A 25,220-nucleotide genomic window follows, 5' to 3' on the forward strand; every position below is an offset into this window, starting at 1 on the left:
TCTTCATGCCACGCTCACTTGCGCTTGCGGATCTCCTCGGCGGCCTGCGGGACGACCTTGAACAGGTCGCCGACCACGCCGTAGTCGGCCAGCTCGAAGATCGGCGCCTCGGCGTCCTTGTTCACCGCGACGATGGTCTTCGAGGTCTGCATGCCGGCCCGGTGCTGGATCGCGCCGGAGATGCCCAGCGCGACGTAGAGCTGCGGGGAGACCGTCTTGCCGGTCTGGCCGACCTGGAACTGGTGCGGGTAGAAGCCGGAGTCGACTGCCGCGCGGGACGCGCCGACCGCGCCGCCGAGCAGGTCGGCCAGCTCCTCGACCAGCTTGAAGTTGTCGGCGTTGCCGACACCGCGACCGCCGGAGACGACCACCGACGCCTCGGTCAGCTCGGGGCGGGAGCCCTTCTGCTCGGCGACCCGGTCGACGACCTTGGCCAGCTTGTCCGCGTCGGTGACCGACACGGTGAGCTGCTCGACGGCCGGGGTCGCCGCGGCCGGAGCCGGGGCGAGCGAGTTCGGCCGGACGGTGACCAGCGGCAGGCCCTTGGTGACCTTGGACTTGACGATGGTGGAGCCGGCGAACGCGACCTGGGTCGCGGTGCCGTCGGCGGCCAGGCCGACCACGTCGGTCAGGATGCCGTTGTCCAGCTTGACCGCCAGGCGGGCGGCGATCTCCTTGCCCTCCTGGGACGAGGCGAGCAGCACGGCGGCCGGCTGGACGCGCTTGACCAGCTCGGCGACCACGGTGGCCTTCGGGGCGACCAGGTAGCCGTCGATCTCCTCGCCCTCGGCGGCGTAGATCTTCTCCGCGCCGTACTCGCCGAGCTTGGCGCTCAGCGCCTCGGCGGCGCCGGCGCCCCCGAGGACGACAGCGCTCGGGGTGCCCAGCTCGCGGGCGAGGGTGAGCATCTCCAGGGTGACCTTCTTGACGCCGAACTCCCGGGTGGCTTCGACGACGACGAGAACCTCAGACATGTCCCAGACCTCTCACACGAACTTCTCGGTGGCGAGGAACTCGACCAGCTTCACGCCGCCCTCGCCCTCGTCGGTGATCTTCTCGCCGCCGGAGCGCGGCGGGCGCTTGGAGTGCTCGACCACGGCGCTGGTGGCGCCGTCGAAGCCCACCTCGGCCGGGGCCACGCCCAGGTCGCCCAGGGAGAGCGTCTGCACCGGCTTCTTCTTGGCCGCCATGATGCCCTTGAAGGACGGGTAGCGCGGCTCGTTGATGGTGTCCCAGACGGAGACCACGGCCGGGGTCGAGGCGGTGACCACCTCGTAGCCCTCCTCGGTCTGCCGCTCGACGGTCAGGTTCGCCCCGTCGACGGTGAGCTTGCGCGCGCCGGTCAGGGCGGCCACGCCCAGCCGCTCGGCGATCATGTGCGGCATGACCTGCACCCGGCCGTCGGTCGACTCGGCGCCGCAGATGACCAGGTCGGCGTTGAGCTGACCGAGGGCGGCGGCGAGCACCTTCGAGGTGGCCACCGCGCAGGAGCCGTGCAGGGCGTCGTCGACGACGTGGACGGCCTTGTCCGGGCCCATGGAGAGCGCCTTGCGGATCGACTCGGTCGCCCGGTCCGGACCCATGGTCAGGATGGTGACCTCGCCGCCGTGCGCCTCCTTGATCTTCAACGCCTCCTCGATGGCGTACTCGTCCATCTCGTTGATGACGTTGTTCGCCGAACCGCGGTCGACGGTGTTGTCGTCAGAACGCAGGTTGCGGTCCGCGCCCGAATCGGGCACCTGCTTGACGAGTACGACGATGTTCATCGCGCTTCGACGACCCTCCTGTTTGGTGTAGCGATCACTCGCCCGGTCACGGGCGCAGCCTCCCGCGTGACGCAACGTGGGTCAACCGCGGGCAGCTGTGCACTTCCCCACGAGCGCAATGTTACCCGCAAGTAGCATGGCCACCCCGGCGGGCCGGAGTGACGCAACTCACCACCGTCACGCCGGCTCGGCCAGCGCCTGCCTGATCTTCTCGATCGCCGCCGCCTCGGCCGGTTCGATCCCCCGGTGCGCCTGCGCCACCCGCTCCGCCGCGGCCAGCACCACCGACCGGTACGTCTCGACGTCGCCCGGCGACTTGGCGCGCAGGATCTCCACCGACCGGCCCAGAGCGGGCAGCACCACCGACTCGATCTCCATGACCGAGTCCCGGGGGAGCTGCGGCAGCGGCCCGGTGGTCAGCGCCTCCTTGACCACGCCCCCCACCTCGGCGAGCGCGCCGGAGGCGGCGAAGCTCTCCCGCACCATGGCCAGCACCCCCGGCACGGCGTTGGAGACCAGGAACACCGCACCGAACGCGCCGGTCTTCAGGGTGAGCCGCTCGTCCGCCGTCAACCGTTCCATGATCACGGAGTGTAGACGTACGGCGTGGAGGTGGTGACCGCAACGAGTCCGAGCCGCTCCAGGATGGGGCGGCTGTCCGGCGAGCAGTCGACCTGGAGCAGCGTCTTGCCGCGCTGCTGCGCCAGCCGCGCCCGGTACGCCACGAGCGCCCGGTAGATGCCCTTCCCGCGCCACTGCGGCAGCGTCGAACCGCCCCAGAGGCTGCCGAAGCCGGTGCCGCGCTGATAGCGGATCCAGCCGGCGCTGACCACCGTCTCGCCCGCCTCCGCCACCACGATCGTGATCGACTGCGGGTCCGCCTCGATCTCCCGGGCGAGGCCGATCACCAGGTGGCTGCGGTCGTCGTGCCAGACCTCCTCCTCCATGGCGGCGATCCGCTCCAGGTCGGCCCGGCTGGTGACCTCGCGCAGGCGTACTCCCTCGGGGAGCACCGGGACGGCGGCGGCGAGCGGCGCGACCGGCCCGACCACGACGGTCTCCTGGTCCTCCGGCACGAACCCGGCGGCGCGCAGCCGGTCGGCCAGGTCGGCCGGCTCGTCGTGACCGGCGAGCTTCCACTCGACCGACTCGCCCCGGGCCCGGAAGACCTCGACCTGCCGGGCGATGAGCGCGTCCAGCTCGGCGCCGGCCAGGCCGTCGAGCGTCCGGTAGGTGAGGAAGCCGCGGTGGTCGAGACCGAGCACGCGGAACAACGGGCCGTCGCGCTCCACCGTCACCCCGGCCGGCAGCGGGTCCGGCAGCTCCGGTCGGACCTGGTTGTCGTAGGCGTCGCGCAGCTCGCGCGCGTCAAGATCGGTCATCCCCTCAGGCTAGGCGCGGGGCAAAGCGGATAATCGGCGGCGTGTGGGAGTCGATCAAGAGCTGGTTCGACAGGCGTGAGCTGCGTTCGGTCGGCACCCCGCCGGACTACCGCTTCTCGCTGGCGAACGAACGGACGTTCCTGGCCTGGCTGCGAACGGGTCTCGCGCTGGTGGCGGGCGGGCTGGCCGCCGCGCAGTTCCTCCCCCCGCTGCGCCTGGCCCACCTGCGCGAGGCGCTGGCGATCGTCCTGCTGCTGCTGGGCGCGGCCGTCTCGATCCGGGCGGTCGACCACTGGGCGCGCACCGAACGCGCCATGCGGCTCAACGAGGAGTTGCCCGCGTCCCGCTTCCCGGCCGTGCTGGCGCTGATCGTCGCGGTCGGCGCGCTGCTGCTGGTGGCCGCGGTACTGCTGGGCGGCGCGGGGTGACCCGAGATCCCGGCCTGCAGCCCGAGCGCACCCGGCTGGCCTGGCGGCGGACGCTGCTCACGCTGACCGCGGTGCTGCTGCTCCAGCTCCGGCCGGCGTTCAGCGGCCGGGCCGCGGACGCGGCGCCGGCCGGGGTCGCGGTAGTGCTCTGGCTCGCCGTGCTCGTGGTGACCTGGCACCGGGCCACCGGCACCGGACCGCGCCGGTTCGACAGCTGGTCGGTGCCGCTGACCGCGCTCGGTGCGGCCGGGCTGGCGGTGCTCGGCGTGGCGCACGTGCTCGGCGGGGTGCACTGACGTGTGCCGGTGAGCCATCATGAGGCATGGCCCGCCTCTACGTGCTGCTCTTCCTGGTTCAGATCGTCCTCGCCGTGTGCGCGCTGATCAGCTGCCTCTCCGCCGACGAGGAGAAGGTCAAGGCGCTGCCCCGGATGATCTGGGTGCTGATCATTCTGTTCTTCCCGCTGGTCGGCTCGATCGCCTGGTTCCTGGTGGGCCGCGAGCGCCCGGCCGGGACCGACGGCGCCACCGGAACGTTCCGTCCCGCCGCCCCGTCCCGCCGCCCGCTCGCCCCGGACGACGACCCGGAGTTCCTCGCCTCGCTGGACGAGCGTTCCCGCCGCGAGGACCAGGAACGGCTGCGGCTGTGGGAGGAGGACCTGCGCCGCCGCGAGGAGGAGCTGCGCGGCCGCCCGGACGACAGGGACCGCCCCGAGGTCTGACACGCGCCGCGGGCCGCCCGCCGGTCATCCGGCGGGCGGCCCGCACGCGCCGTGTTCAGGCCAGGTTCGACGAACGGGGGTACGCGTCAGCGGGGTCGGTCAGCACGTTCACCAGGTACGGCACGCCCGAGTCGAACGCACGCCCCAGCGCGGGCCCGAGGTCGGCCGCCTTCTCCACCGTCTCGCCCGCACCGCCGAGCGCCTCGACCACCTTGTCGTAGCGCAGGCCGGGCTGGAGGTCGGCGGCCACGTCGTAGCCGTACATCGCCCGCATCGGGTGCTTCTCCAGCCCCCAGATGCCGTTGTTGCCGACCACGATCACCACCGGCAGCTTCTGCCGGACCAGCGACTCCACGTCCATCAGCGAGAAGCCGGCCGCGCCGTCGCCCATCAGCACGCAGATCTGCCGGTCCGGGTGGCTGACCCGGGCGCCCATCGCGTAGCCCATGCCGGTGCCGAGGCACCCGTACGGGCCGGGGTCGAGCCAGGTGCCGGGCTGGGCCGGCTCCAGGTACCTCCCGGCGTACGACACGAAGTCGCCGCCGTCGCCGATGGTGATGGCGTCCGGTGCGAGCGCCCTGCGCAGCTCGCCGTAGATCCGGGCCGGGCGGATCGGGTCGCTCTCGGCCGCCATCTCCTGCGCGTCCCGGGCCTTCGCCGCGTCCTCGGCGGTCCGCAGCTCGGCGATCCAGTCGGCGTGGTCGGCCCGGTCACCGGTGTGGTCGGCGAACGCGCCGAGGATCAGCCGCAGGTCACCGGCGGGCGCGGCGGCCGGCTGCACGTGCCCGGCCCGCTGGCTGGGCGCGTCCACCACGTGCACGACCTGGGCGTCGCCGAAGTCGCCGAAGGAGAGCCGGAAGTCCAGCGGGGTGCCGATCACCGCGACCACGTCGGCGCCCTTGAGCGCGACCCGGCGGGCCTTGGCGAAGGCGAGCGGGTGCTCCGGCGGCAACGCGCCCCGGCCCATGCCGTTCGTGAACACCGGCACCCGCAGCGACTCGGCGGCGGCGCGCAGCGCCTCGACGGCGTCGCCCGCGTACACGTCCGAACCGGCGATGATCACCGGCCGGGACGCGCCGGCGATCAGGCGGGCCGCCTTCGCCACCTCGTCCGGGTCCGGCTCGATCGGCGCGGGCGGGGTGACCGACGGCAGGTCGGCGTCACCGACCGAGAAGACCGCCTCCAACGGGAAGTCCAGGAACACCGGGCCCCGGTGCGGGGTGAGCGCGGTGGTCAGCGCCGCCGACACCGCGCGCGGGATGTCGTCGGCGCTGAACACCGTCTCGGCGTGCTTGGTGACCGGCGCGACGAGCGGCAGGTGGTCCATCTCCTGCAGGCTGCCCGAGCCCCAGCGGAACTGCGGCGCCCGCCCGCCGAGCACCAGCACCGGCGAGGCGTTGAAGAACGCGCTGGTCAGGCCGGACACCCCGTTGGTGACGCCGGGACCGGCGGTGAGCACGGCCAGGCCCGGGCGGCGCTGGAGCTTGGCCACCGCCTCGGCGGCGAACACCGCCGACTGTTCGTGCCGCACGTCGTAGAGGGGGAAACCCGCCTTGTGCGCGGCGTCGTAGAGCGGGAAGACGTGCCCGCCGGAGAGCGTGAACATCTCCCGTACGCCGTGCGCGCGTAGTGCCGCGAGTGCCAGATCGCCCCCGTGGCCCTCGATCCGCTCCGTCATGCCATTCCCCTTCGTCGACCGACCGGGGTCACGCTACTGGCCGGTATCGCGGATGTGAACAGCTCTCGCGTCAGCGACCGGTGAAGCCCGGCTTGCGCTTCTCCACGAACGCGGCCATGCCCTCACGCCGGTCGTCGGTGGCGAACAGCGCCGCGAAGAGCTGGCTCTCCCAGGCCAGGCCCGAGGTGAGGTCCATGTCCAGACCACCGTCGACAGCCGCCTTCGCCGCGCGCAGCGCCTGCACCGGCCCGGTCAGGAACGGCTTCACGTACGCCACGGCGGCGTCGTAGACCTCGGCGGCCGGAACCACCCGGTCGGCCAGACCGATCCGCAGCGCCTCGGCGGCGTCGACCATCCGCCCGGTCATGATCAGGTCCTTGGCGCGGGCCGGGCCGACCAGGCGGGCCAGCCGCTGGGTGCCGCCGGCGCCGGGGATGATGCCGAGCTTGATCTCCGGCTGGCCGAGCTTGGCGTCCTCGGCGACGATCCGCCAGTCGCAGGCCAGCGCCAGCTCGCAGCCGCCGCCGAGCGCGTACCCGGTGATCGCCGCGACCACCGGCTTCGGGATGCGGGCGATCGCGCCGAGCGCGCTGGACAGGTCGGCCGCACGCTCCGCCATGTCCACGTAGGACATGTCGGCCATCTCCTTGATGTCCGCACCGGCCGCGAAGACCTTCTCGCCGCCGTACACGATCACGGCGCGGACCTCGGCGTCGGCGGTGGCCGCCGACGCGGCGGCGCGCAACTCCTCCTGCACCTGGGTGTTCAGCGCGTTCATCGGCGGCCGCTCCAGCCGGATGGTGCCGATGCCGTCCTTCACTTCCAGCCTGACGAACTCGCCCACGCTGCCCTCACTTCCTCGTCGAAGTCGCGTGCCAACCTTACGACTCGCCTCGTTGGGGTAGACAGTGTGGTGTCGGCGACTCCCCAGGTCGCCGCGCCGGAGTCGCCGCCGCCCCGCCACCGGGAGTGAGGCCATGATCACCTACTACGACGACCGCTCCGTCCAGGTCACCTCCACAGCGGTACGGGTGGACGGGCGCAGCTACCCGCTGGCCGAACTGACCACCGTGTGGCACCGGCGGGGCGACCGCTCCTGGCGGGTGCTGGCCGGACGCGGCGCGATCGGGGCCGCGCTCGCCGGGCCGCTGGTGGCCGCCGTGCTGGGCATCGCGCTGGCCGTGTGGCTCCAGCGTTCGGCGGTGGTCACGATCGCCATCGTCGGCGCCTCGGTGCTGCTCGGCCTCGCGGTCGGGCCGCTCGCCGACTTCCTCTTCGAACACCTGGACCGCTCGTACGCCCGGGGCAGCCGGGAGATGGAGATGTGGGCGCAGTGGCGGGGCCGGCCGGTACGGCTACTGCACACCCGCGACGCGATGCGCTTCGGCCAGGTCTACCGGGCGGTGCAGCGGGCCATGGAGAGCCTGCCGTCCGCACCGAGCCGTCCGGGGCCGGGTCGGGCCGCGCCGGGCCCTTCCACGCCGGGCCCTTCCACGGCGGGTCAGAACGTGATCGGCTCGTCCGGCAGCAGGCCGAGCCCGCGCAACAGGCCGTAGGTGTCCTGCTCGCCCCAGAACTGCACGATCCGGCCGCCGGCCAGGCGGTACATCTTGCAGGCGCTCTGCACGGTGGTCGCCCCTGTCGCGTCCCGCCGGTACGTCTGCGCCAGCGACACCACCACCCGGTCCCCGGCCGCGAAGATCTCCCGGATCTCCTGGTCGAGCACGGTCAGGCCGGGCGAGGAGACGGCTGCCTCGGGGTAACGCCGGCCGCGTACCGCGGTGCCGGAGCCGTAGATCTCCACGTCCTCGTCGACCACCTCGGCCAGTTCGGCCAGATCCTTCGTGACGAATGTGCGCAGGTAGCGCTTGACCACCTCGACGTTGCGCGCCTGCTCGTCACCCGCGGTTCCGGCCCCGTTCCGGTCCGTCATGCCGCCAGCCTAGCGGCGCGCGATCGCCGACGCCGCCCCGCGCGGTTACGCTGATTCATGGTCCTCTATTACCGGGACGACGCCGTGCAGGTCACCTCCGAGGCGATCCACGCGGGCGGTCAGGCCGTCGCGCTCGCCGACGTCACGTACGTCTGGCACGCGCGCGGCACCACCACGCTCGCCGTACGGGGGCGGGTGCTGGGCCGTGGGGTGCTGGTCCTGCTGCTGTCGCTGCCACCCCTTGTCGCTGTGGTCTGTGTGCTCTCGCTGGCCTGGTCCGCGCAGGACCGGGGCGAGTGGAAGCTCGCCCTGATCATCCTGGCCGCGTTCGTGGTGGCCGGGCTGGCGCTCACCCCGTTCCTGGAGGTGCCGCTCGGCTGGCTGGACCGCTCCTACGAGCGCGGCAACCGGGTGCACGAGCTGTGGGTGCAACACCACGGCCGGGAGACGATGCTGGTCCGCACGCCGGACGCGCTGCGGTTCGGGCAGATCTACCGGGCCGTGCAGCGGGCCGTCGAGCAGGGCGACCTGCGGTGAGCCGGCCCGGCGCGCGGCGGCCACCTCATCCGGCGGCACTGGCCGCGACGCCGCACACTGGATGTCATGGCGATCCCTCTCCCCCGGCCCGGCGCGCTGCTCGGCCTCACCCGTACCGCAGTGGACCAGGCGCTCGGCTCGGCCGCCACGGTGGCCTCGGTACCCGCCCGCGCCTTCGCCGTCCTCGACCAGGTGGAGGCGCTGGTCCGGCGGATCGACGGGGTGGTGGACCGGATCGAGGGCACGCTCGACCGCACCGACCGGGTGCTCACCGACGCCGAGACGGCGGTCCGCGAGGTGGCGGTGATCAGCGCCGCCGCCACCGCGGCGATCGACACGGCGACCGAGGTGGCCGCGGCGGCGACCGTCGTGGTCGGCGAGGCGCAGCGGGTCTCCGAGGCGGCGGCCGCCGTGGTCGGCGAGGCCGACCGGGTGGCCCGGACCGCGGCCGGTGTGGTGACCGAGGCGGAGACGGTGACCGCGCGGGCGGCGGGCACCCTCGCCACCGCCGAGAAGGCGACGGGCGTCGCGACCGAGCTGCTGACCGCGTACGAGGCGACGCTGCGCCGGGCCGCGCCGATGGCGGCGCGTTTCGTGGAGCAGCTCAGCCCGGAGGAGGTGACCGCCGCGATCCGGCTGGTGGACGAGTTGCCGAAGCTCAAGGACCATCTCACCTCGGACGTGCTGCCGATCCTGGCCACGCTGGACCGGGTCGGCCCGGACCTGCACGACCTGCTGGACGTCACACGCGATCTCAAGCTCGCGGTCGCCGGCATCCCCGGGCTCGGCATGCTGCGCCGCCGCGGCGAGCGCCTCACCGACGAGGTGTAAGGAAGGGCCCCTTCTTAACGCCTCCGGTAGTAAAAGGGGCCCTTCCTAACACCCGGGGAACAGCTCGTCGATCTCCGCGCGGTGCGGCAGCGCCACCGAGGCGCCGAGCTTGCGCACGCACGCCGCACCGGCCGCCGCCGCCCAGCGCACCGCGTCGGCCAGGCCCCGGCCCTCGCCCCAGGCCACCGCGAGCGCGGCGGTGAACGCGTCCCCGGCGGCGGTCGAGTCGACCACGTCCACCGGCACCGCCGGCACGTGCGCCGCCGGCCGGTCCCGGTCGACGTACCAGGCGCCGTCGCCGCCGAGCGTGAGCACCGCCCGGGGCACCAGGTCGAGCAACGCCGCCGGCTCGTCGCGCCCGCGACCGGTGAGCGCCTGCGCCTCCGGCTCGTTCACCACGAGCAGGTCGGTGGCCGCCAGCAGCTCGGCCGGCACCGGCCGGGCCGGCGCGGCGTTGAGCACCACCCGGGTACCGGCGGCCCGGGCCGCCAGCGCCGCCTCGGTCACCGTCTCGACCGGCACCTCCAGCTGCGCGACCAGCACATCCGCATCGCGTACGGCGGAGAGCTCGTCGGCGGTCAGCGACGTGAACGCGGCGTTCGCGCCGGGCATGACCAGGATGGCGTTCTCCCCCGCGCCGCCGACCATCACCAGCGCGACGCCGGACGGGCCGTAGACCACCCGCAGGTGGCCGGTGTCCACGCCGGCCGCTGTCATCCGGGCGCGCAGCGTCACGCCGAACGAATCCGAGCCGATCGCGCCGAGGAAGACGCAGGACGCGCCGGCGCGTACCGCGGCGACCGCCTGGTTGGCGCCCTTGCCGCCGGGCAGCATGACGAAGTCGTCGCCCAGCACCGTCTCGCCGGGCCGGGGCAGGGCGGCGCCGATGCCGACCAGGTCCATGTTGGCGCTGCCGACGACGGCGATCCGGGTCTGCGGCACTCTGTCGTCCCGTCGCTCAGGCGGCGCGGGCGGCCCAGCGGTCGCCGGACCGCGTGACCACCAGCGGCAGGCCGAACGTCTTCGACAGGTTGTCGGCGGTGAGCACGTCGGCGAGCAGGCCCTGCGCCACCACGCCGCCGTCGCGCAGCAGCAGCGCGTGGGTGAAGCCCGGCGGGATCTCCTCGACGTGGTGGGTGACGAGCACCATGGCCGGCGCGTCCGGGTCGTACGCCAGCTCGGCCAGCCGGGCCACCAGGTCCTCGCGCCCGCCCAGGTCGAGCCCGGCGGCGGGCTCGTCGAGCAGCAGCAGCTCCGGGTCGGTCATCAGCGCGCGGGCGATCTGGACACGCTTGCGCTCGCCCTCGGACAGCGTGCCGTACGTGCGGTCGGTGAGGTGGCCGACGCCGAGCTGGCGCAGCAGCGCGGCGGCGCGCGCCACGTCGGTGCGGTCGTAGCTCTCCCGCCAGCGGCCGACCACTGACCAGGCGGCGGTCACCACCACGTCGACGACGCGCTCCTCGGCGGGGATCCGCTCGGCGAGCGTCGCGGTGGACAGGCCGATGCGGGTACGCAGCTCGTTGACGTCGGTACGGCCGATGCGCTCGCCGAGCACGTGCGCGACGCCGCTGGTCGGGTGCAGCCGCCCGGCGGCCAGGTTGAGCAGCGTGGTCTTGCCCGCGCCGTTCGGTCCGAGCACCACCCACCGTTCGTCCAGCTCGACCCGCCAGTCGACGTCGTGCACCAGCGCGGTGCCGGAACGCTTGACGACGACTCCGTCGAGGCTGACCACCAGATCCGCGTCCACGGTCGAGGGGGCGGGGGCGCCCGGGGCGCCGGGGATCAGGTCACCAGTCACCGCTCCATCCAATCACGCAACCGGCCCGGCGCCCCCCACGGGCGGCGCCGCCGCCATAGGGTGGGGCGCCGTGTCGTTGGTCACCGCTTCCGGAAGGACACCCATGCCCGACCGCTGCCGGGAGACGCGCAGATGAGCGCGGTCATCGAGATCGCCGGTCTCCGCAAGACGTTCCACACGCTGCGCCAGGGGCGCCGGGTCGCCGTCGACGGTTTCGACATGCTGGTCGAGGCGGGCCAGGTGCACGGTTTCCTGGGGCCGAACGGGTCCGGGAAGACCACCACGCTGCGCGCGTTGCTGGGGCTGGTCCGGCCGGACGCCGGGCGGATGCGCGTGCTGGGCGCCGAGTCACCCGAGCACCTGCCGGACGTGGCCGGGCGGGTCGGCGCGATCGTGGAGAGCCCGCAGTTCTTCGCCAACTTCACCGCGCACCGGACGCTGCGGCTGCTGGCGCTGGCCGGCGGTGTGCCGACCAGCCGGGTGGACGAGGTGCTGGAGCAGGTCGGGCTGCGCGACCGGGGCGACGAGCGGGTCAAGGGTTACTCGCTGGGCATGAAGCAGCGGCTGGCGGTCGCGTCGGCCCTGCTGAAGAACCCGGAGCTGCTGATCCTGGACGAGCCGGCGAACGGGCTGGACCCGGCCGGCATCCGGGAGATGCGTGACCTGACCCGGTCACTGGCCGAGGCCGGGGTGACCGTGTTGCTGTCCAGCCACATCCTCGCCGAGATCCAGCTGATCTGCGACCACGTGACGATCGTGAGCCGGGGGCAGCGGGTCGCGTACGGGCCGGTGGAGGAGGTGCTGGCCGGCTTCGACGAGCACCAGTGGCGGGTCCGGGTGGCCGACCCGGAGCGGGCCGGGGAGCTGCTGGGCCGGGCCGGCCTGTCGGTGGCCGTAGCGCCGGACCACCTGGTGGTGACCGGCGTGCAGGATCCGGAGACGATCAGCCGGACGCTCGGCGAGCAGGGCATGTGGGTACGCGAGCTGGTCCCGCTGCGGCCGGATCTGGAGAGCGTCTTCCTGGAGCTGACCGGCGGCCACGAGCACCTGGCGGTGCCGCGGCAGGTCGACGGCGCGCCGCCGAGCGACGGAGTGATCGACCTCGACGTCCGGGAGACCCGGGAGGTGGACGCGTGAACCTGGTCCGTGCCGAGCTGGAGCGGCTGGCCGCCCGGCGTTTCGTACAGCTCATGATGGTGCTGCTGGCTGTCGCCTTCGCGGTGACAGTGGTGACCACGCTCGCCGGTTCGCACCGGCCCGGCCCGGCGGAGCTGAGCCGGGCCCAGGCCCAGGCGGCGGAGAGCGTGCGCCAGATGGAGATGACGTACGACCGCTGCCTGCGGATCCGGGAGGGCTCGCTCCCGCCGGGCGAGAACGACTACCTGCCGCGCGACTGCGCCCAGATCGACCCGGCCCAGATCGAGGAGCTGCCGAGCGCTGCCGACTACCTCACCGGCGTGTTCGTCTTCGCCAAGGAGGCCGAGCCGCTGCTCTACTTCCTGATCGCGTTCCTGACGCTGTTCGGGTTCCTGGTCGGCGCCTCCTACATCGGGGCCGACCTGAACTCGGGCGGGGTGGTCAACCTGCTGCTGTGGCGGCCCCGGCGGCCCACTGTGCTCGCCGCGAAGCTCGGCACGCTGCTGGGTGGGCTGCTCGGCCTGTCGGTGCTGGCGTCGGCGGCGTACCTCGGGGCGTTCTGGTTGATCGGCCAGGCGTCCGGCCTGGTCGGGCGGACCGGTGGCGACTTCTGGCCGTCGCTGGCCGCGATCTGGGTACGCGGACTGGTGCTGGTGCTGCTCGCCGCAGCGCTCGGGTTCGCGGTCGCCACGCTGGGCCGGCACACCTCGGCGGCGCTCGGCACGGTGGCCGCGTACGTGGTGGTGTGGGAGCTGGGGGCGCGGCTGGTGTTCCAGATCCTGGAGGTCGGCCGGCCGGACCGGTACATGCTGTCCAGCTATCTGGCGGCCTGGCTGTCCGGTGAGGTGCGGCTGTGGGACAACAACGCCTGCGGCCCCGGGATCTCCGGCTACTGCGACGGTTCCTACACGCTGACCTGGACGTCGGGCCTGGTGGTGCTGCTCGGGCTGACCGGCGCGCTGGTTGCCGCCGCGTTCACGGTGTTCCGCCGCCGCGACCTGATCTGAGGGAGGGCCCTTTTCGGCAACTCCTTGCGAACCCTGACGCCATGATGAAGGATTCCTTCACATGGCGCCAGGGTGCACGACGCGGTCAGCCGACCGTCGAGCCGAACACCTCGTCGCGTACGGCGTCCAGCGCGGTACGCAGCGCGCCGCGCAGGATCGGCTCCTCGGTCAGCCCGGTGGTGACCACCCGGGGCCGCACGAGCGTGATAGCGGCGACCTCGTGCTGCACCCGCTCGGCCAGCGCCGCGCCGCCCGCCTGCCCGACCGCGCCGGCGAGCACCACGAGCGGCGGGTCCAGCACCACGCAGGTGCTCGCCACGCCGAGCGCCAGCCGCCGGGCCAGTTCGTCGAGCATCGGCCCACCGGCGGTGCCGGCGGCGATGGCCGCGCGTACCACATCGGCCGCCCGGGCCGCCGCGACGCCCTGCTCCGCCGCCTCCGGGCTGGCGAACCCGTGCTCGGCGGCCACAGCGCGTACCGCGTCGGCGCCGACGAGCTGCTGGAACGCCGGCTTGGCCCGCTTGGACACGTCGCGCGGGATGGGCGCGCCGGGCACCGGCAGGTAGCCGATCTCGCCGGCCGCGCCGCTGCTGCCGTGGTGCAGCCGGCCGCCCAGCATGATCGCCAGGCCGACGCCCGCGTCCACCCAGACCAGCACGAAGTCGGCGGTGTCACGGGCCGCCCCGGACTGCGCCTCGGCCACGGCGGCGAGGTTCACGTCGTTCTCGAACACCACAGGGGTGTCCAGGTCCTCGCGCAGCGCGGCGAGCAGGCCGCTGTGCCAGCGCGGCAGGTTGAACGCGAACGTGATGTCGCCGGTCTGCGGGTCGACCAGGCCCGGGGTGCCGAGCACGACGCGCCGGACGGCGGACAGCTCCGCCCCGGCGCTGCTGGCCGCCTGGACCACGGCGTTGTGGACCACCCCGACCGGGTCGTCGGTGTCCTTGGTGGACTGCTCGACCCGGCCCGCCACCGTGCCGGTGATGTCGGCGCAGGCCGCCACCACCCGCTCCGCGCCCACCTCCACGCCCACCACGTACGCGCTGCTCGGCCGGACGGCGTAGAGCTGGGCGTTCGGGCCCCGCCCGCCGGCCTGCTCGCCGACCCGGGCGACCAGGCCGCGCTCCTCCAGCCGCTCGACGAGCTGGGACGCGGTGACCTTGGACAGCCCGGTCAGCTCGCCGATCCGGGCCCGGGTCAGCGGGCCGCGTTCGAGCAGCAGCTCCAGCGCCGCACGATCGTTGAGCGCCCGCAGGAGTCGGGGGGTGCCGGGCAGCCGGGTCGCACTCATGCCAACGTCCTCAATTTTCAGTAAAGTTTTCTAACCACAAAACGCCTGCCGAGGGGTGCCCGTTAGCGTATCGGCCGCCCCCATCCGCGGAGGTCGGACGACCCGGCAGGGAAAGGGGATACTCGTGGGTCTGGATCCAGGACTGCGCCGGCTCGCGCTGGGCACGCTGCTGGCCGCATACCCGGGACCGGTCCCGCCGGACTGGGCGGTCGACCTGCTCGCCGAAGGGCTGGCCGGGCACACCCTGTTCGGCACCAACATCCACGACCCGGCCCAGGTGGCGGCGTCCACCGCCGCGCTGCGCGCCGGCCGCCCCGACGTGATCGTCGCGATCGACGAGGAGGGCGGCGACGTCACCCGGCTGGCGCACGCCACCGGCAGCCCGTACCCCGGCAACGCCGCGCTCGGCGCGGTGGACGACCCCGACCTCACCCGCCGGGTGTACGCGGCGATCGGCGCGGAACTGGCCGCGCTCGGCATCACAGTCGACCTCGCCCCCACCGTCGACGTGAACACCGCCGACGAGAACCCGGTGATCGGCACCCGCTCGTTCGGGGCGGACCCGAAGCGGGTCGCCGTCCACTCGGCCGCCGCCGTCGCCGGCCTCCAGTCGACCGGCGTGGCCGCCTGCGCCAAGCACTTCCCCGGGCACGGCGCCACAGTCGCCGACTCGCACCACGAGCTGCCCACCGTCGACGTGCCGCCGGCCGTCCTGCGGGACCGCGACCTGCCGCCGTTCGCCGCCGTGGTCGACGCGGGCGTCCGGGCGGTGATGACCGCGCACATCCGGGTGCCGGCGCTGACCGGCGACGGCCCGGCCACGTTCAGCCGCGCGGTCCTGCACGACCTGCTGCGCGTCGAGTACGGCTTCACCGGGGCGATCATCACCGACGCGCTGGAGATGAAGGGCGCCGTGCTCGCCGCCGGCGGGGTCGGCCCGGGCGCGGTCCGGGCCCTGGCCGCCGGCGCCGACCTGCTCTGCATCGGCGCCCGGGTCGACGCCGAACTGGTCGAGTCGGTGGCCGCCGAGATCGTCGCCGCGAGCGCCGACGGCCGGCGGGCGCGGGAGCGGGGCGGGGGGGCCGCCGGCCGGACCGCAGCGCTCGCCGCCGCCACCGGCGCCACCGACGCCCCGCCGCCCGCCGCCGACGGACTGGGCTACTCCGCCGCGCTGCGGGCGGTACGCGTCGAGGGCGACCTCACCCGCGACACCGCGCCCCTGGTGGTGCAGGTGCACGCCACCTCCACGATCGCCGAGGGGCGGGTGCCGTGGGGGCTCGGCCCGCACCTGGCCGCCGGCGTCGAGCAGGCCCGCGCCACTGCCGGCGAGACCGACCCGGAGCAGTTGCGGCGGCTCGCCGGGGACCGGCCCGTCGTGCTGGTCGGGCGGCACCTGCACCGGCTGCCCGGGGCGCGCGAGCTGGTCGAGGCGCTGGTCGCCACGCACCAGGTGACAGTGGTCGAGATGGGCTGGCCGGGCGCATGGCGGCCGGCGGACGCCCGCGCCTTCGTCGCCACCCACGGCGCCAGCCACGCCAACGGCCGGGCCGCCGCCGAGGTGCTCGGCCTGACCGCCTGACCCACGCCCTCACCCGGCCCGCCGCCCGGAAGGGCGGCGGGCCGCACTCTTGAACGCGTTCAAAATCTGTCGTACGCTCTGGGCGTCCGGGATTTGAACACGTTCAAGAGAGGCGACGGGGATGGACGTGAAGGTCTGGATGTACCTGGCCTACCTGACGGTGAGCATCGGCCTCACCATCTGGGTGGCGCGGGCGCTGTCCCGCAACGGGCTGGTGTTCCTGCAGGACGTGTTCGCCGACAGCCGGCTGGCCGAGGCGGTCAACAGCCTGCTGGTGGTCGGCTTCTACCTGCTCAACCTCGGCTACGTCACGGTGGCGATGAAGGAGTCCGGCCCGGTCGGCGACACCAGCCAGGCGCTGGAGCAGCTCTCGTTGAAGGTCGGGCTGGTGCTGCTCGTGCTCGGTGCGCTGCATTTCTTCAACGTCTTCGCGCTCGGCCGCTACCGGCGTGGCCGCCTGCGCCAGCAGGCCACCCACCCGCCGCTGCCGCCGGTCAGGATGCTCCCGCCGCAGGGCGGCCCCGTACCGGCGGGCCCGAACCCGCCGACCCGGTGACGTCCGCCCCGGGCGGGCACCAGCAGGATCCCACCGGGCACGGGGCCGGTGGGATCCGCTGGTTCACCGTCCTGTTCGACGCGGACTGCCCGATGTGCCGGGCCGCCCGGCGGTGGCTCGCCTCGCGCGCCCAGCTCGTACCGCTGGAGTTCGTGCCGGCCGGCTCCGCCGAGGCCCGGCGGCGCTTCCCCGGGCTCGACCACGACGCCACGCTGCGCGACCTGACGGTGGTGGCCGACACCGGCGCTGTCTACCGCGGCGACGGCGCCTGGTTCGCCTGCCTCTGGGCGCTGGCCGAGCATCGCGGTACGGCCGAACGGCTGGCCCGCCCGCACCTGCTGCCGCTGGCCCGGCGGGTGGTGGCGGCGGCGTCGACGGTCCGCGAGCGGATCCGGGAACCGGGATACGGTGACGACGATGACCGAGCAGAGTGCGCCGACGACCGCTGCGGGTGGGCAGGGGTCGACGGCCCGGGGTGAGCAGACCCGCCAGCTGATCCTGGACACCGCGATGCGGCTGTTCCGCGAACGCGGGTACGCGCGCACGACGATGCGCGCGGTCGCCCAGGAGGCGGGCGTGGCGGTGGGCAACGCCTACTACTACTTCGGCTCCAAGGAGCACCTGGTCCAGGAGTTCTACGCGGGCACCCAGCGCGAGCACCGGCAGGCGGCCGCGCCGGTGCTCGCCCGGGAGCGGGACTTCGGCCCGCGACTGGCCGGGGTGCTGCACGCGGGCATCGACGTGCTGAGCCCGTACCACGCGTTCGCGGGCGCCTTCTTCAAGACGGCGGCCGAGCCGACCTCGCCGCTCAGCCCGTTCTCCGCCGAGTCGTCGGAGCCCCGGGACATGTCGATCGCGTTGTTCCGCGAGGCGCTGACCGGCTCCGCCGTCAAGCTCGACGACGAGCTGCGCGAGGCGCTGCCCGAGTTGCTCTGGCTCGGCTACATGGGTGTGGTGCTCTACTGGGTGCACGACCGCTCGGAGGGGCAGGTCAAGACCCGGCAGCTCATCGACGGCGTGGTGCCGCTCGTGGACCGTCTGGTGGGACTGTCGCGGCTACGCGTACTGCGGCCTGTCACCCGGCAGGCGCTCGCCCTGATCCACACACTGCGTCACTGATTCCACAGACGCACGGCGCAGCGATTCCGCAGGTGAGAGTCCGTAACCGGACAGTAACCCACCCCTTGTTCACCACAGGTACTAACACATAGCGTTACCGATGTAGGGGCCTGGGGGAGAGCTGCGGACCGTGGATCCGGCCCGGGATCCACGGTCCGCGCCAAGCCGGGAGTCGGGTCGGCTCAGCGGGGGAACACGCCGAACGCGGTGAAGCCCCGATCCGGGAATCCGGCGGCCTCGGCCACCCGCGCCGATGCGGCGTTGCCGGGGTCGTGCAGGTAGGTGGGGATCGCCCCCTCGTCCAGCACCCGGCGGGCCGCCTGCGCGACCAGCCGCCGGGCCAGGCCACGCCCGCGCGCCGTCGGCACCGTACCCACCGCCATCTCGTGCCCGTACGCGTCGTGTCGCTTGATCCCCACGCCGGCCCGGTACGCGCCGTCGGCGCCCCGCACCACGAGCACCTCCCGGTCGAACAGCCGCAGCCACGGCGGCAGCCCGGGCAGCGTGGGCGGAACCCACTCCCCCACCTCGGGCAGCGGCGCCGGGTCGGTGCACCAGCGGAAGACCGAGGTGTGCGCGACGAACTCGGGCATGCCGACAGTGACCGGCAGGTCGGACAGCCACTCCCCGAGCGGCCGGTCGCGCACCAGCGTCCGTACCGCCTCGACCCGGTCGGCGGCCACCGAGAGGACGGTGCTGCCGCCCGCGGTCACCGCGACGGCCGGGCGCAGCCGCCCGTCCCAGGCCGGGCGGGCGCGGCGATAGGACCGGACCACGTGCAGCCCGGGGCCCGCCGGCCACTGCCCCAACCAGGTCGCCAGATGAAGGAAGACCCGCCGGTCGAGCACGTGATCATGGTACGCCCGGACGCCGCGCCCGTGCCCGCGGAATTCGCCGATCGCGGCGCGGTTGAGACGCGCGGCAGGTGGGTAGAGGGTCGGCACGCCAGCGACGGACGCCGATTCCTGGTCCCGCCACCGGCCGCAGGAACTCCGGCGCCTCGCGGAACCGAAGGCATCGCCCCTGCGTCATATTCATTTCCATACATGGACAAGTTTCTCTGGGACGGTAGTGGTCATGCCTCACGAACCGAATGACCGATTCCAGCAGGACGCGGAGCGCGGCTGGCGGGCTGCGGCAGACGCCGGGCGGTTCCCGGCGCAGCCGGCGTACCGCGAGGCCCGCGACCGAGGGCTCTCCTGGGCCGAACTGAACGCGCAACCGGCCGGCGCCGCCGCCCGGCGCGGCCTCACCCCCCTTTGAGAGAGCGGGCGGCGACACACCGGCCGGGCGGGCGTACCGGCCTTCGCACACCTGTGCGGTAGCGTCTTGTGGTCCGATTTCCGGCCTACGACAGGAGAAGCTCCGCGCATGGGCAAGAAGACGATCCACGTCTCCGACTTCACCGGTCAGGTGCTCAGCCCCGACGACGAGGTGGTCAAGGTCGTCGTCCTGGAGCACCCGGACCTGGTCGCCGGGCCCGTGCAGCTGGACGCCACCCCGGTCGACGTGGAGAGCATCGACGACGCGGCGCTCGACGTCGCGGTGGTGGAGATCCACGACCGGCACGGTCACGGTGAGCCGCGCCGGGTGGTGCTGACCGCCAGCGAGTTCGACGCGATGGCGACCGACGTGCCGATGGCGCAGCTGCTGCGCACCGCCGAGCGGGTCAAGCCGCCCAAGGCCCGCCGCGCCACCGAAAAGATCGACTACGGCACCCTCGAGCACGCCGGGCGCCCGCACCGCGGCCGGGTCACCGAGGAGGAGGCCCGGCTGGTCCGGGAGCACCTCGACGAGGTGAACAAGCGCCTCGCCGACGCCAGCATCCGCCAGGTCGACCCGGCCGACCCGGAGCACGCCGCCCGGTACGGCTTCCCCGTCGCCGGCTGACGACCCGCACACCGGGCACGCGCCCCCGTGACGCGTGCCCGGCGCGGCGTCAGGCCCCCTTCCGGGTGATCTCGGCGAGCGCCGCCTCGAACGCCGACTCCAGTTCGGACTTCTCCAGGCCGAGGCCGCGCAGCACCCCGTCGTCGCCCTCCTCCTCCAGCAGGGCGAGCAGGATGTGCTCCGTACCGATGTAGTTGTGTCCCATCCGCAGCGCCTCCCGGAACGTCAGCTCCAGCACCTTCTTGGCCCGCGCGTCGTAGGGGATCAGGTCCGGGACCTGGCCGGCCTTCGCCGGCAGCGTCGCGGTGACGACCTCCCGCAGCCGTTCCAGGGGTACGCCCCGAGCCACGATCGCCGCGGCGGCGAGCCCTTCCGGCTCGGCGAGCAGCCCGAGCGCGACGTGCCCCGGGGCGATCTCGGCGTTGCCGGCGGCCCGCGCCTCCTCCTGCGAGGCCAGCACCACGTTTCGGGCCCGCGGCGTGAACCGGCCGAAGCCCGAGTTCGGGTCGAGCGCGGCGGCGGTCTCCGCCTTGGCGGCGGAACGCTTCTGGGCCGCCTGCTTGGTCACGCCCATGCTGCGGCCGATCTCCGTCCACGAGGCGCCGGAGCGGCGTGCCTGGTCGACGAAGTGCCCGATCAGGTGGTCCGCGACGTCGCCCAGGTGGTCGGCGACGAGGACCGCGCCGGCCAGCTGGTCGAGCGCGTCGGTGTGTGCCTTCTTGATGCCGTCGATGAGGTCGTCGAGGCGTACCGGATGGGTCATCTTGAGCGGTTCCGTCTCCTCCATGTGTCAACCATAGGTTGACGATGCTCACCCGTCAACCCTCGGTTGACGGCACCGTCGGCGCGTGATGATCTCGGCACCGGTACTGTCGGTCGGGGTGAGCACCCATTCGACACTGCTGTTTGTGCTCGCCGCCGTCGCGGTCATCATCGCCGTGCGGTGGGTCGCGTCCCGTACCGGTCTGCCGGCGGCGGCACTCCTGCCCCTCATCGGCATCGCGTACGCGCTGCTCCCCGGCCCCAACATCGACCTCGATCCCGAGCTGGTGCTCATGGTCGTGCTGCCGCCGTTGCTGTACAGCGCCGCGCTGGACTCCTCCCTGCTGGACATCCGCCGCAACCTGCGGATCGTGGTCAGCCTCTCCGTGGTGCTGGTGCTCCTCACCGGACTGCTCGTGGGCGTCGGGTTCCACCTGTTCGTCGCCGGCGCGACGCTGGCGGCCGGCATCGCGGTCGGCGCCGCCGTCGCCCCGCCCGATCCGGTCGCCGCCCTGGCCGTGGGCAGGCGGGTCAACCTGCCGCCGAAGATGGTCACGATCATCCAGGGCGAGGGACTGCTGAACGACGCCACGGCACTGACCATGCTCAGCGTCGCCGTGGCCGCCGCAGTGGGCGGCGAGTTCTCGTTCCACGCCGCGATCGGGCAGTTCGTGCTGGCGGCAGCGGGCGGCATCGCGGTGGGCGTGGTCGTCGCGCGGGCGAAACGGCTGGTCCGGCCGCTGACCGCGGACCCGCTGCTGTCGAACGCGATCTCGCTCGCGACGCCGTTCGTGGCCTACCTGCTCGGCGAGGCGCTGCACGTCTCCGGTGTGCTGGCCGTGGTGGTCGCCGGCCTGATCGTCGGTCACCAGACGCCGCAGTTCGGCTCCGGCGCCGCCCGCCTCCAGACAAACGCGGTGTGGCGGCTCGTCGACTTCCTCCTCGAAGGCTTCGTCTTCCTGCTGATCGGCCAGCAGCTCCCCGCCGTCATGCGGGGCCTGCGCCAGTACGACACGTCGACGATCGTCATCGCCGTCGCCGTGTCGGTCGGCGTGGTGCTGCTCCTGCGCCCGGCGTGGCTGATCTTGACCCAGTGGCTTCCCCGCTCCCTGCACACGCGGCTGGGTGGCGTCGCCGAGCAGGACGACACCGACGCACCGGACGCCGCGCGGCGGCTCGGCGGTGCCGACCGCAGGGAACGCGGGCTGACCGCCCGCGAGGTGATGGCGCTGAGCTGGTCCGGCACCCGTGGCGTGATCAGCCTCGCCGCGATCTTCACGCTGCCGCTGACCACGAACAGCGGGGCGCCCTTCCCGGACCGTGACCTGCTGCTGTTCTGCACGTTCGTGGTCGTCCTGGTGACGCTCGTCGGGCAGGGCATGACGTTCGCGCCGCTCGTGCGGATGCTCGGCCTGCGCGCCAACGAGGCCGACCAGGCCCGGGTACGCAACGAGGCCCGCTCCGCCGCCGTCGAGGCCGCCCTGGCCCGCCTCGACACAGTCGCCGCCGAGGAACCGGACACGCGGGTGGCCGTCAACACCACCCGCACCCAGTTGCAGACCCGGCTGGCCCGCTACCGGGGACGACTCGACCTGCTCCAGCAGAGCGGATCGTCGGAGCTGCCCACCTCGCCGGAGTACGAGACGGCGCTGCGGGTCCACCGGACCGCCCTCGAAGCGCAGCGCGAGGAGTTGCTGCGATGGCGCGACTCCGGCCGGCTGCCGGACGAGGAACTGCGCGTGCTGGAACGCGAACTCGACCACGAGGAACTGCTGCTGCCGAAGCGGGCGCCGAGCTGACCCCGGGCCCGGCGCCCGCCGGCCGCCTCACAACTGGCGCAGGATCACCGGATCCTTGATCTTCTTGTCGGCGGCCAGCAGCAAGGCCTTGCTGATGATCTCGGTGAGCCGGCTGTCGCCCTCGAAGGGCAGGTACATCTCCGGCTCCTTCACCTTCGCCGAGTCCGGGATGATGCACAGATACCGCTCGTCCGGGGCGATCAGGATGTTGCCCGAGCCGCAGTGGATTCGATAGGTGTGCAGGTCACCGCGTACCTCCAGGAACCTGTCGGTGAGGGTGCAGCGGCCGGCGACGGCCAGCCGGGGGATCAGCTCCGCCAGCACGTCCCGGCGCGTCCGGCCGGTCGGGGTCAGCTCGCCGAAGCTGCTCTGCGCCCAGTAGTCGCGATACCGGCCCTGCGGCCCACCGTCGTACCAGTTCGGGTCGGCGCCCACCCCGGCCGCGGCCACGAACAGGTCGACGTCGCGCATCACCTCGCTCAGCACGACCGGCGGCACCTCCGCCAGCGGAACCGGCAGGCGCTCTCCCCGGATGAAGAACAGCTGGTCGGTCCCCATCGTGTCGAACACGAGGTCGTCGCCCCGGTCCTCGATCCCGGCGACACCCAGTTCGGCGCGCAGCCCCCAGTCCGGGAGTGCCAGCCGGGGCAGGTCGTACCAGGCCCCGTCGTTGCGGTGCTGGACGTACGACCAGCCGCGCCGGGACAGCAGCGCGTTGAGCCGGTGCTGACGCACGATGTGCGCGGCGAACCGGTTGGAGTACATGCCGGTGGCCCGCTCCGCGTCGGTGAGCAGATACTGCTCCCGGTGCGCCTGCTTGAACGGCTGGGTGATCGCGTGCCGGGACAGAAAGTCCCGCCACGGCCCGACCGCGGCCGGATCGAGTACCGGGTGCCACAGCCGCACCGTGGCGTCGCCGGCCGGCTCGAAGACCGTGTCGTCGACCGTCCGCAGGGCCTCGCCGCTCCAGCAGCAGGCCACTCCGTCGACCGTCCAGACGAGCCGTCGGGCCAGCGTACGGGCCAACGGATGATCGAGGAACCGCTCGCGCCACTGCTCGACGGTCCACGAACGGTCGCGCCGCAGCAGCCCTTCCAGGCGGTCGCGGGTGGCGACAAGCGTGGCGGCGACGTCCGCTGTCGTCGCCTTCAACTCCTTCACCTCGTCGCCGTGGTCCTTGCGCACCTGCGCCGGAGGGGCTTTCACCACCTTGCCGTCCGCGTTGCGCCAGACCAGTACCGCGTCGACGCCGCGCACCTCCAGCTCGTAGGAGCAGTCGCCCAGCTTGTCGGCAAGCGGCAACCCGAAGCCGGGCAGGGCCATCTCCTCAAGGTCCTCGCGGGAGACGCCGAGCGCCTCGGCGTGCCGGGTCAGGCCCTTCTCGACGAGGCGCAGCGTGCTCTTGTAGGTCAGCCGGGACGCCAGCCGCGCCAGGTGCGCGAGCGCGGCGGGATGGTCCGTGTCGACGAGCACCGCGACCGCGACGTTCGCCAGTTTCGGGCTGGCCGGCCCGTGCCCCGGGATCTTGCGGGCGGCCCGTTCCGCGATCTGGCCGAGGGCGCGCAGGGTCTCCTCCGAGGGCTGGCACGTCGTCCGCATCCAGAGCAGGCCCCACAGCACCCCGACGTTGTAGCGGTCGATCATCCGTGGTGGGACCGGCTTGTAGTGGCCGGGACAGCACGTGGTCATGGTCAGCGGGAGGCTGCGCGCCTGACCCACGAGCGGAAGCCAGTCGTCGAGGCGGGCGGTGAACTCGTCGGCGCCGACCGCGTCGAGCAGCGACCGGGCCTGTTTGCGCCAGCCTGCCGACGGCTTCGCCTTGTCCGCCTCGACCGAACAGTGCGCCAACAGCGCCTCCCAGGCGGACCTGCGGTCCTCCGGCATCGCTTCGATGTCCGCGATCGCGCGGTCGGCCCACTGCTCACCGACGTTGGGAATCGGCCACATCCGGTCGGCCTCGTCACTCATGTCCCTGAAGGAATGCTCGATCCGGGTCCGGCGCCAGGTCGCCAGCGCCGCCGGGTTCACCCGCCCGGCCGACGTCTGCGCCTGGATCGACTCCCAGGTGAATCGAATGAGACTCGTGCTCCAGTAACCGAAGCCCAACCAGGCCTGACCGCCGAGCCGGTCGAGCCAGACGGTGCCGTCGAGACCGCCACCGGAGCGCGCCGCCTTGATCAGCGTGCCCCGCCCATCGCTGTTCTCCCCCGGCACCGTCAACGCGTCGAACACCACCTGCCGCACCGGCGCCGGTTGCGCGGCCAGGAGTTCCGTCGTCCGGTGCCACGCCTCGCGCCGGGCCAGGTCCCACTGGCTCTCGCGCTGGTACGGCAACCGCGGCAGATGGCCGACCACCGTCAGCGCGGCGGCGGTACGCCGGTCGTCATCGGCGTCGTCACCGGCCAGGTCGGCCACGGCGGCGGCGACCGACTCGGCCTGGCGCGTCGCCTCTGGCAGCAGCTCGACCTGCGGCGGAGCGGGGTCGTACGGCCCGTGCGGATCGTTCAGCGCGGCGAGCAGGACCGGAACCGTGCCGGCCGGCGCCCAACCGCACACCGTCACCACCCGGTTGACGAAGTCACCCCGATCATGCTCGTTGAGAGTCTGGTCGTTGCGCTCGCACCAACCCCGGACGGTGGTGACGACGTCGCGCAGTGCCGCCTCCGCGTCGTACGTGTCCATCAGCCACCCACCAGCGGGACGAGCTTGAGGAACGTGACCCGGGTGCCCGCGTGCAGGCGGACCTTCTCGTCCAGGGCGGTCACCTGACGGTCGTCGACGAGCACCACGAAGGCGTTACGGCCGAACCCGTCGAGGGTCACCCGCGTCCGCTCCTCCGGATCGGCGTCCACGCCGGACTCGGCGATCTCCAGGAACACCCGGCGGCGGATCAGCTCGTCGAGACGTACCTCTTCCTCGAAGACCTCCATGGTCCACGCCGGCCCGCTCGGCGCCCCGGTCACTTCATCGGCGATTGTGATCAACGGCATGGCGGAGAAGATAGCG

At 73.1% G+C, this 25,220-nt stretch carries 29 protein-coding genes; 15 read left to right on the top strand and 14 right to left on the bottom strand.

Annotated features, from left to right (window positions below):
• Positions 1–14: 14 nt before the first annotated feature.
• From Q3W68_RS02125 to Q3W68_RS02140, 4 genes are all read right to left on the bottom strand, one after another.
• Positions 15–974, bottom strand: coding sequence for an electron transfer flavoprotein subunit alpha/FixB family protein (locus Q3W68_RS02125; RefSeq protein ID WP_302903838.1), 960 nt, complete (start codon positions 972–974; stop codon positions 15–17).
• Positions 975–986: 12 nt separating this feature from the next.
• A complete protein-coding gene (locus tag Q3W68_RS02130; RefSeq protein ID WP_120571331.1) occupies positions 987–1,766 on the bottom strand; it encodes an electron transfer flavoprotein subunit beta/FixA family protein in 780 nt (259 codons plus the stop codon).
• A gap of 177 nt (positions 1,767–1,943) precedes the next feature.
• Positions 1,944–2,348 carry a hypothetical protein gene (locus tag Q3W68_RS02135; RefSeq protein ID WP_302903839.1) on the bottom strand — a complete coding sequence of 135 codons (405 nt, stop codon included), beginning with the start codon at positions 2,346–2,348 and terminating at the stop codon, positions 1,944–1,946.
• A gap of 2 nt (positions 2,349–2,350) precedes the next feature.
• On the bottom strand, positions 2,351–3,148 hold the full coding sequence (locus Q3W68_RS02140; RefSeq protein WP_302903840.1) for a GNAT family N-acetyltransferase: 798 nt from the start codon (positions 3,146–3,148) through the stop codon (positions 2,351–2,353).
• Between the two features lie 41 nt (positions 3,149–3,189).
• Here Q3W68_RS02140 and Q3W68_RS02145 point away from each other — a divergent pair, with 41 nt between their 5' ends.
• The 3 genes from Q3W68_RS02145 to Q3W68_RS02155 are packed head-to-tail and all read left to right on the top strand — an operon-like array spanning position 3,190 to position 4,297.
• The gene (locus tag Q3W68_RS02145) at positions 3,190–3,576 is read left to right on the top strand and encodes a YidH family protein (protein ID WP_302903841.1); all 387 of its coding nucleotides are present in this window, start codon (positions 3,190–3,192) and stop codon (positions 3,574–3,576) included.
• Positions 3,573–3,872: a DUF202 domain-containing protein gene (locus tag Q3W68_RS02150; protein WP_302903842.1), complete on the top strand. Its 300-nt coding sequence runs from the start codon at positions 3,573–3,575 to the stop codon at positions 3,870–3,872. Before Q3W68_RS02145 ends, Q3W68_RS02150 begins: the two co-directional genes overlap by 4 nt.
• Before the next feature lie 26 nt (positions 3,873–3,898).
• A complete protein-coding gene (locus Q3W68_RS02155; RefSeq protein ID WP_302903843.1) occupies positions 3,899–4,297 on the top strand; it encodes a PLD nuclease N-terminal domain-containing protein in 399 nt (132 codons plus the stop codon).
• Between the two features lie 55 nt (positions 4,298–4,352).
• Here Q3W68_RS02155 and Q3W68_RS02160 read toward each other — a convergent pair whose 3' ends face one another.
• On the bottom strand, positions 4,353–5,975 hold the full coding sequence (locus Q3W68_RS02160) for an acetolactate synthase (protein ID WP_302903844.1): 1,623 nt from the start codon (positions 5,973–5,975) through the stop codon (positions 4,353–4,355).
• A 70-nt stretch (positions 5,976–6,045) separates the two neighbouring features.
• Positions 6,046–6,819: an enoyl-CoA hydratase/isomerase family protein gene (locus Q3W68_RS02165; RefSeq protein ID WP_120571337.1), complete on the bottom strand. Its 774-nt coding sequence runs from the start codon at positions 6,817–6,819 to the stop codon at positions 6,046–6,048.
• A 133-nt stretch (positions 6,820–6,952) separates the two neighbouring features.
• Here Q3W68_RS02165 and Q3W68_RS02170 point away from each other — a divergent pair, with 133 nt between their 5' ends.
• Positions 6,953–7,531 carry a DUF6232 family protein gene (locus tag Q3W68_RS02170; protein ID WP_302903845.1) on the top strand — a complete coding sequence of 193 codons (579 nt, stop codon included), beginning with the start codon at positions 6,953–6,955 and terminating at the stop codon, positions 7,529–7,531.
• Here the strand turns inward: Q3W68_RS02170 and Q3W68_RS02175 are convergent.
• On the bottom strand, positions 7,477–7,908 hold the full coding sequence (locus tag Q3W68_RS02175; protein ID WP_302903846.1) for a nuclear transport factor 2 family protein: 432 nt from the start codon (positions 7,906–7,908) through the stop codon (positions 7,477–7,479). The genes Q3W68_RS02170 and Q3W68_RS02175 overlap by 55 nt on opposite strands.
• A 57-nt stretch (positions 7,909–7,965) precedes the next feature.
• Here Q3W68_RS02175 and Q3W68_RS02180 point away from each other — a divergent pair, with 57 nt between their 5' ends.
• Both Q3W68_RS02180 and Q3W68_RS02185 read left to right on the top strand, forming a co-directional pair.
• The gene (locus Q3W68_RS02180) at positions 7,966–8,445 is read left to right on the top strand and encodes a DUF6232 family protein (protein ID WP_302903847.1); all 480 of its coding nucleotides are present in this window, start codon (positions 7,966–7,968) and stop codon (positions 8,443–8,445) included.
• Positions 8,446–8,511: 66 nt separating this feature from the next.
• Positions 8,512–9,276, top strand: coding sequence for a hypothetical protein (locus Q3W68_RS02185; protein ID WP_302903848.1), 765 nt, complete (start codon positions 8,512–8,514; stop codon positions 9,274–9,276).
• Positions 9,277–9,321: 45 nt separating this feature from the next.
• Here Q3W68_RS02185 and Q3W68_RS02190 read toward each other — a convergent pair whose 3' ends face one another.
• Complete coding sequence (locus Q3W68_RS02190) at positions 9,322–10,218, bottom strand: ribokinase (protein WP_302903849.1); 897 nt, start codon at positions 10,216–10,218, stop codon at positions 9,322–9,324.
• A gap of 16 nt (positions 10,219–10,234) precedes the next feature.
• The gene (locus Q3W68_RS02195) at positions 10,235–11,086 is read right to left on the bottom strand and encodes an ABC transporter ATP-binding protein (RefSeq protein WP_302903850.1); all 852 of its coding nucleotides are present in this window, start codon (positions 11,084–11,086) and stop codon (positions 10,235–10,237) included.
• Positions 11,087–11,206: 120 nt separating this feature from the next.
• Here Q3W68_RS02195 and Q3W68_RS02200 point away from each other — a divergent pair, with 120 nt between their 5' ends.
• Both Q3W68_RS02200 and Q3W68_RS02205 read left to right on the top strand, forming a co-directional pair.
• Positions 11,207–12,211: an ATP-binding cassette domain-containing protein gene (locus tag Q3W68_RS02200; RefSeq protein ID WP_302903851.1), complete on the top strand. Its 1,005-nt coding sequence runs from the start codon at positions 11,207–11,209 to the stop codon at positions 12,209–12,211.
• Positions 12,208–13,218 carry an ABC transporter permease subunit gene (locus Q3W68_RS02205; RefSeq protein ID WP_302903852.1) on the top strand — a complete coding sequence of 337 codons (1,011 nt, stop codon included), beginning with the start codon at positions 12,208–12,210 and terminating at the stop codon, positions 13,216–13,218. The genes Q3W68_RS02200 and Q3W68_RS02205 overlap by 4 nt, the downstream gene beginning before the upstream one ends.
• A gap of 85 nt (positions 13,219–13,303) precedes the next feature.
• On the opposite strand, the gene Q3W68_RS02210 is transcribed toward Q3W68_RS02205, so the two are convergent.
• Entirely contained in the window at positions 13,304–14,509 is a 1,206-nt protein-coding gene (locus tag Q3W68_RS02210; protein WP_302903853.1) for an ROK family transcriptional regulator, read from the bottom strand.
• 124 nt (positions 14,510–14,633) lie between these two features.
• Here Q3W68_RS02210 and Q3W68_RS02215 point away from each other — a divergent pair, with 124 nt between their 5' ends.
• The 4 genes from Q3W68_RS02215 to Q3W68_RS02230 all read left to right on the top strand — a co-directional run bounded on the left by Q3W68_RS02215 (position 14,634) and on the right by Q3W68_RS02230 (position 17,763).
• Positions 14,634–16,088 (top strand): glycoside hydrolase family 3 protein, encoded by a 1,455-nt coding sequence (locus tag Q3W68_RS02215; RefSeq protein WP_302903854.1) that lies wholly within the window; start codon positions 14,634–14,636, stop codon positions 16,086–16,088.
• Between the two features lie 121 nt (positions 16,089–16,209).
• Positions 16,210–16,644, top strand: a complete 435-nt coding sequence (locus Q3W68_RS02220; protein WP_302903855.1) for a hypothetical protein — start codon at positions 16,210–16,212, stop codon at positions 16,642–16,644.
• Positions 16,641–17,123 (top strand): thiol-disulfide oxidoreductase DCC family protein, encoded by a 483-nt coding sequence (locus tag Q3W68_RS02225; protein WP_302903856.1) that lies wholly within the window; start codon positions 16,641–16,643, stop codon positions 17,121–17,123. Before Q3W68_RS02220 ends, Q3W68_RS02225 begins: the two co-directional genes overlap by 4 nt.
• Positions 17,062–17,763, top strand: coding sequence for a TetR family transcriptional regulator (locus Q3W68_RS02230; RefSeq protein ID WP_302903857.1), 702 nt, complete (start codon positions 17,062–17,064; stop codon positions 17,761–17,763). The genes Q3W68_RS02225 and Q3W68_RS02230 overlap by 62 nt, the downstream gene beginning before the upstream one ends.
• 182 nt (positions 17,764–17,945) lie before the next feature.
• Here the strand turns inward: Q3W68_RS02230 and Q3W68_RS02235 are convergent, their stop codons facing one another.
• Entirely contained in the window at positions 17,946–18,611 is a 666-nt protein-coding gene (locus Q3W68_RS02235) for a GNAT family N-acetyltransferase (RefSeq protein ID WP_302903858.1), read from the bottom strand.
• A 229-nt stretch (positions 18,612–18,840) separates the two neighbouring features.
• Here Q3W68_RS02235 and Q3W68_RS02240 point away from each other — a divergent pair, with 229 nt between their 5' ends.
• Positions 18,841–19,026: a DNA repair protein gene (locus tag Q3W68_RS02240; protein ID WP_302903859.1), complete on the top strand. Its 186-nt coding sequence runs from the start codon at positions 18,841–18,843 to the stop codon at positions 19,024–19,026.
• 108 nt (positions 19,027–19,134) lie between these two features.
• Positions 19,135–19,653, top strand: coding sequence for a hypothetical protein (locus tag Q3W68_RS02245; RefSeq protein ID WP_302903860.1), 519 nt, complete (start codon positions 19,135–19,137; stop codon positions 19,651–19,653).
• A gap of 49 nt (positions 19,654–19,702) precedes the next feature.
• On the opposite strand, the gene Q3W68_RS02250 is transcribed toward Q3W68_RS02245, so the two are convergent.
• A complete protein-coding gene (locus tag Q3W68_RS02250; protein WP_302903861.1) occupies positions 19,703–20,440 on the bottom strand; it encodes a Clp protease N-terminal domain-containing protein in 738 nt (245 codons plus the stop codon).
• A gap of 64 nt (positions 20,441–20,504) precedes the next feature.
• On the opposite strand from Q3W68_RS02250, the gene Q3W68_RS02255 reads away from it, so the two are divergent.
• A complete protein-coding gene (locus Q3W68_RS02255) occupies positions 20,505–22,214 on the top strand; it encodes a Na+/H+ antiporter (protein ID WP_302904936.1) in 1,710 nt (569 codons plus the stop codon).
• A 27-nt stretch (positions 22,215–22,241) separates the two neighbouring features.
• Here the strand turns inward: Q3W68_RS02255 and Q3W68_RS02260 are convergent, their stop codons facing one another.
• Positions 22,242–24,896 carry a DUF4132 domain-containing protein gene (locus Q3W68_RS02260; protein WP_302903862.1) on the bottom strand — a complete coding sequence of 885 codons (2,655 nt, stop codon included), beginning with the start codon at positions 24,894–24,896 and terminating at the stop codon, positions 22,242–22,244.
• Entirely contained in the window at positions 24,896–25,204 is a 309-nt protein-coding gene (locus Q3W68_RS02265) for a hypothetical protein (RefSeq protein ID WP_302903863.1), read from the bottom strand. The genes Q3W68_RS02260 and Q3W68_RS02265 overlap by 1 nt, the downstream gene beginning before the upstream one ends.
• Between the last annotated feature and the right edge of the window lie 16 nt (positions 25,205–25,220).

The sequence above is a fragment of the Micromonospora sp. C28ISP2-4 genome, from assembly GCF_030519385.1.
Classification (GTDB): Bacteria; Actinomycetota; Actinomycetes; order Mycobacteriales; family Micromonosporaceae; genus Micromonospora; species Micromonospora tulbaghiae.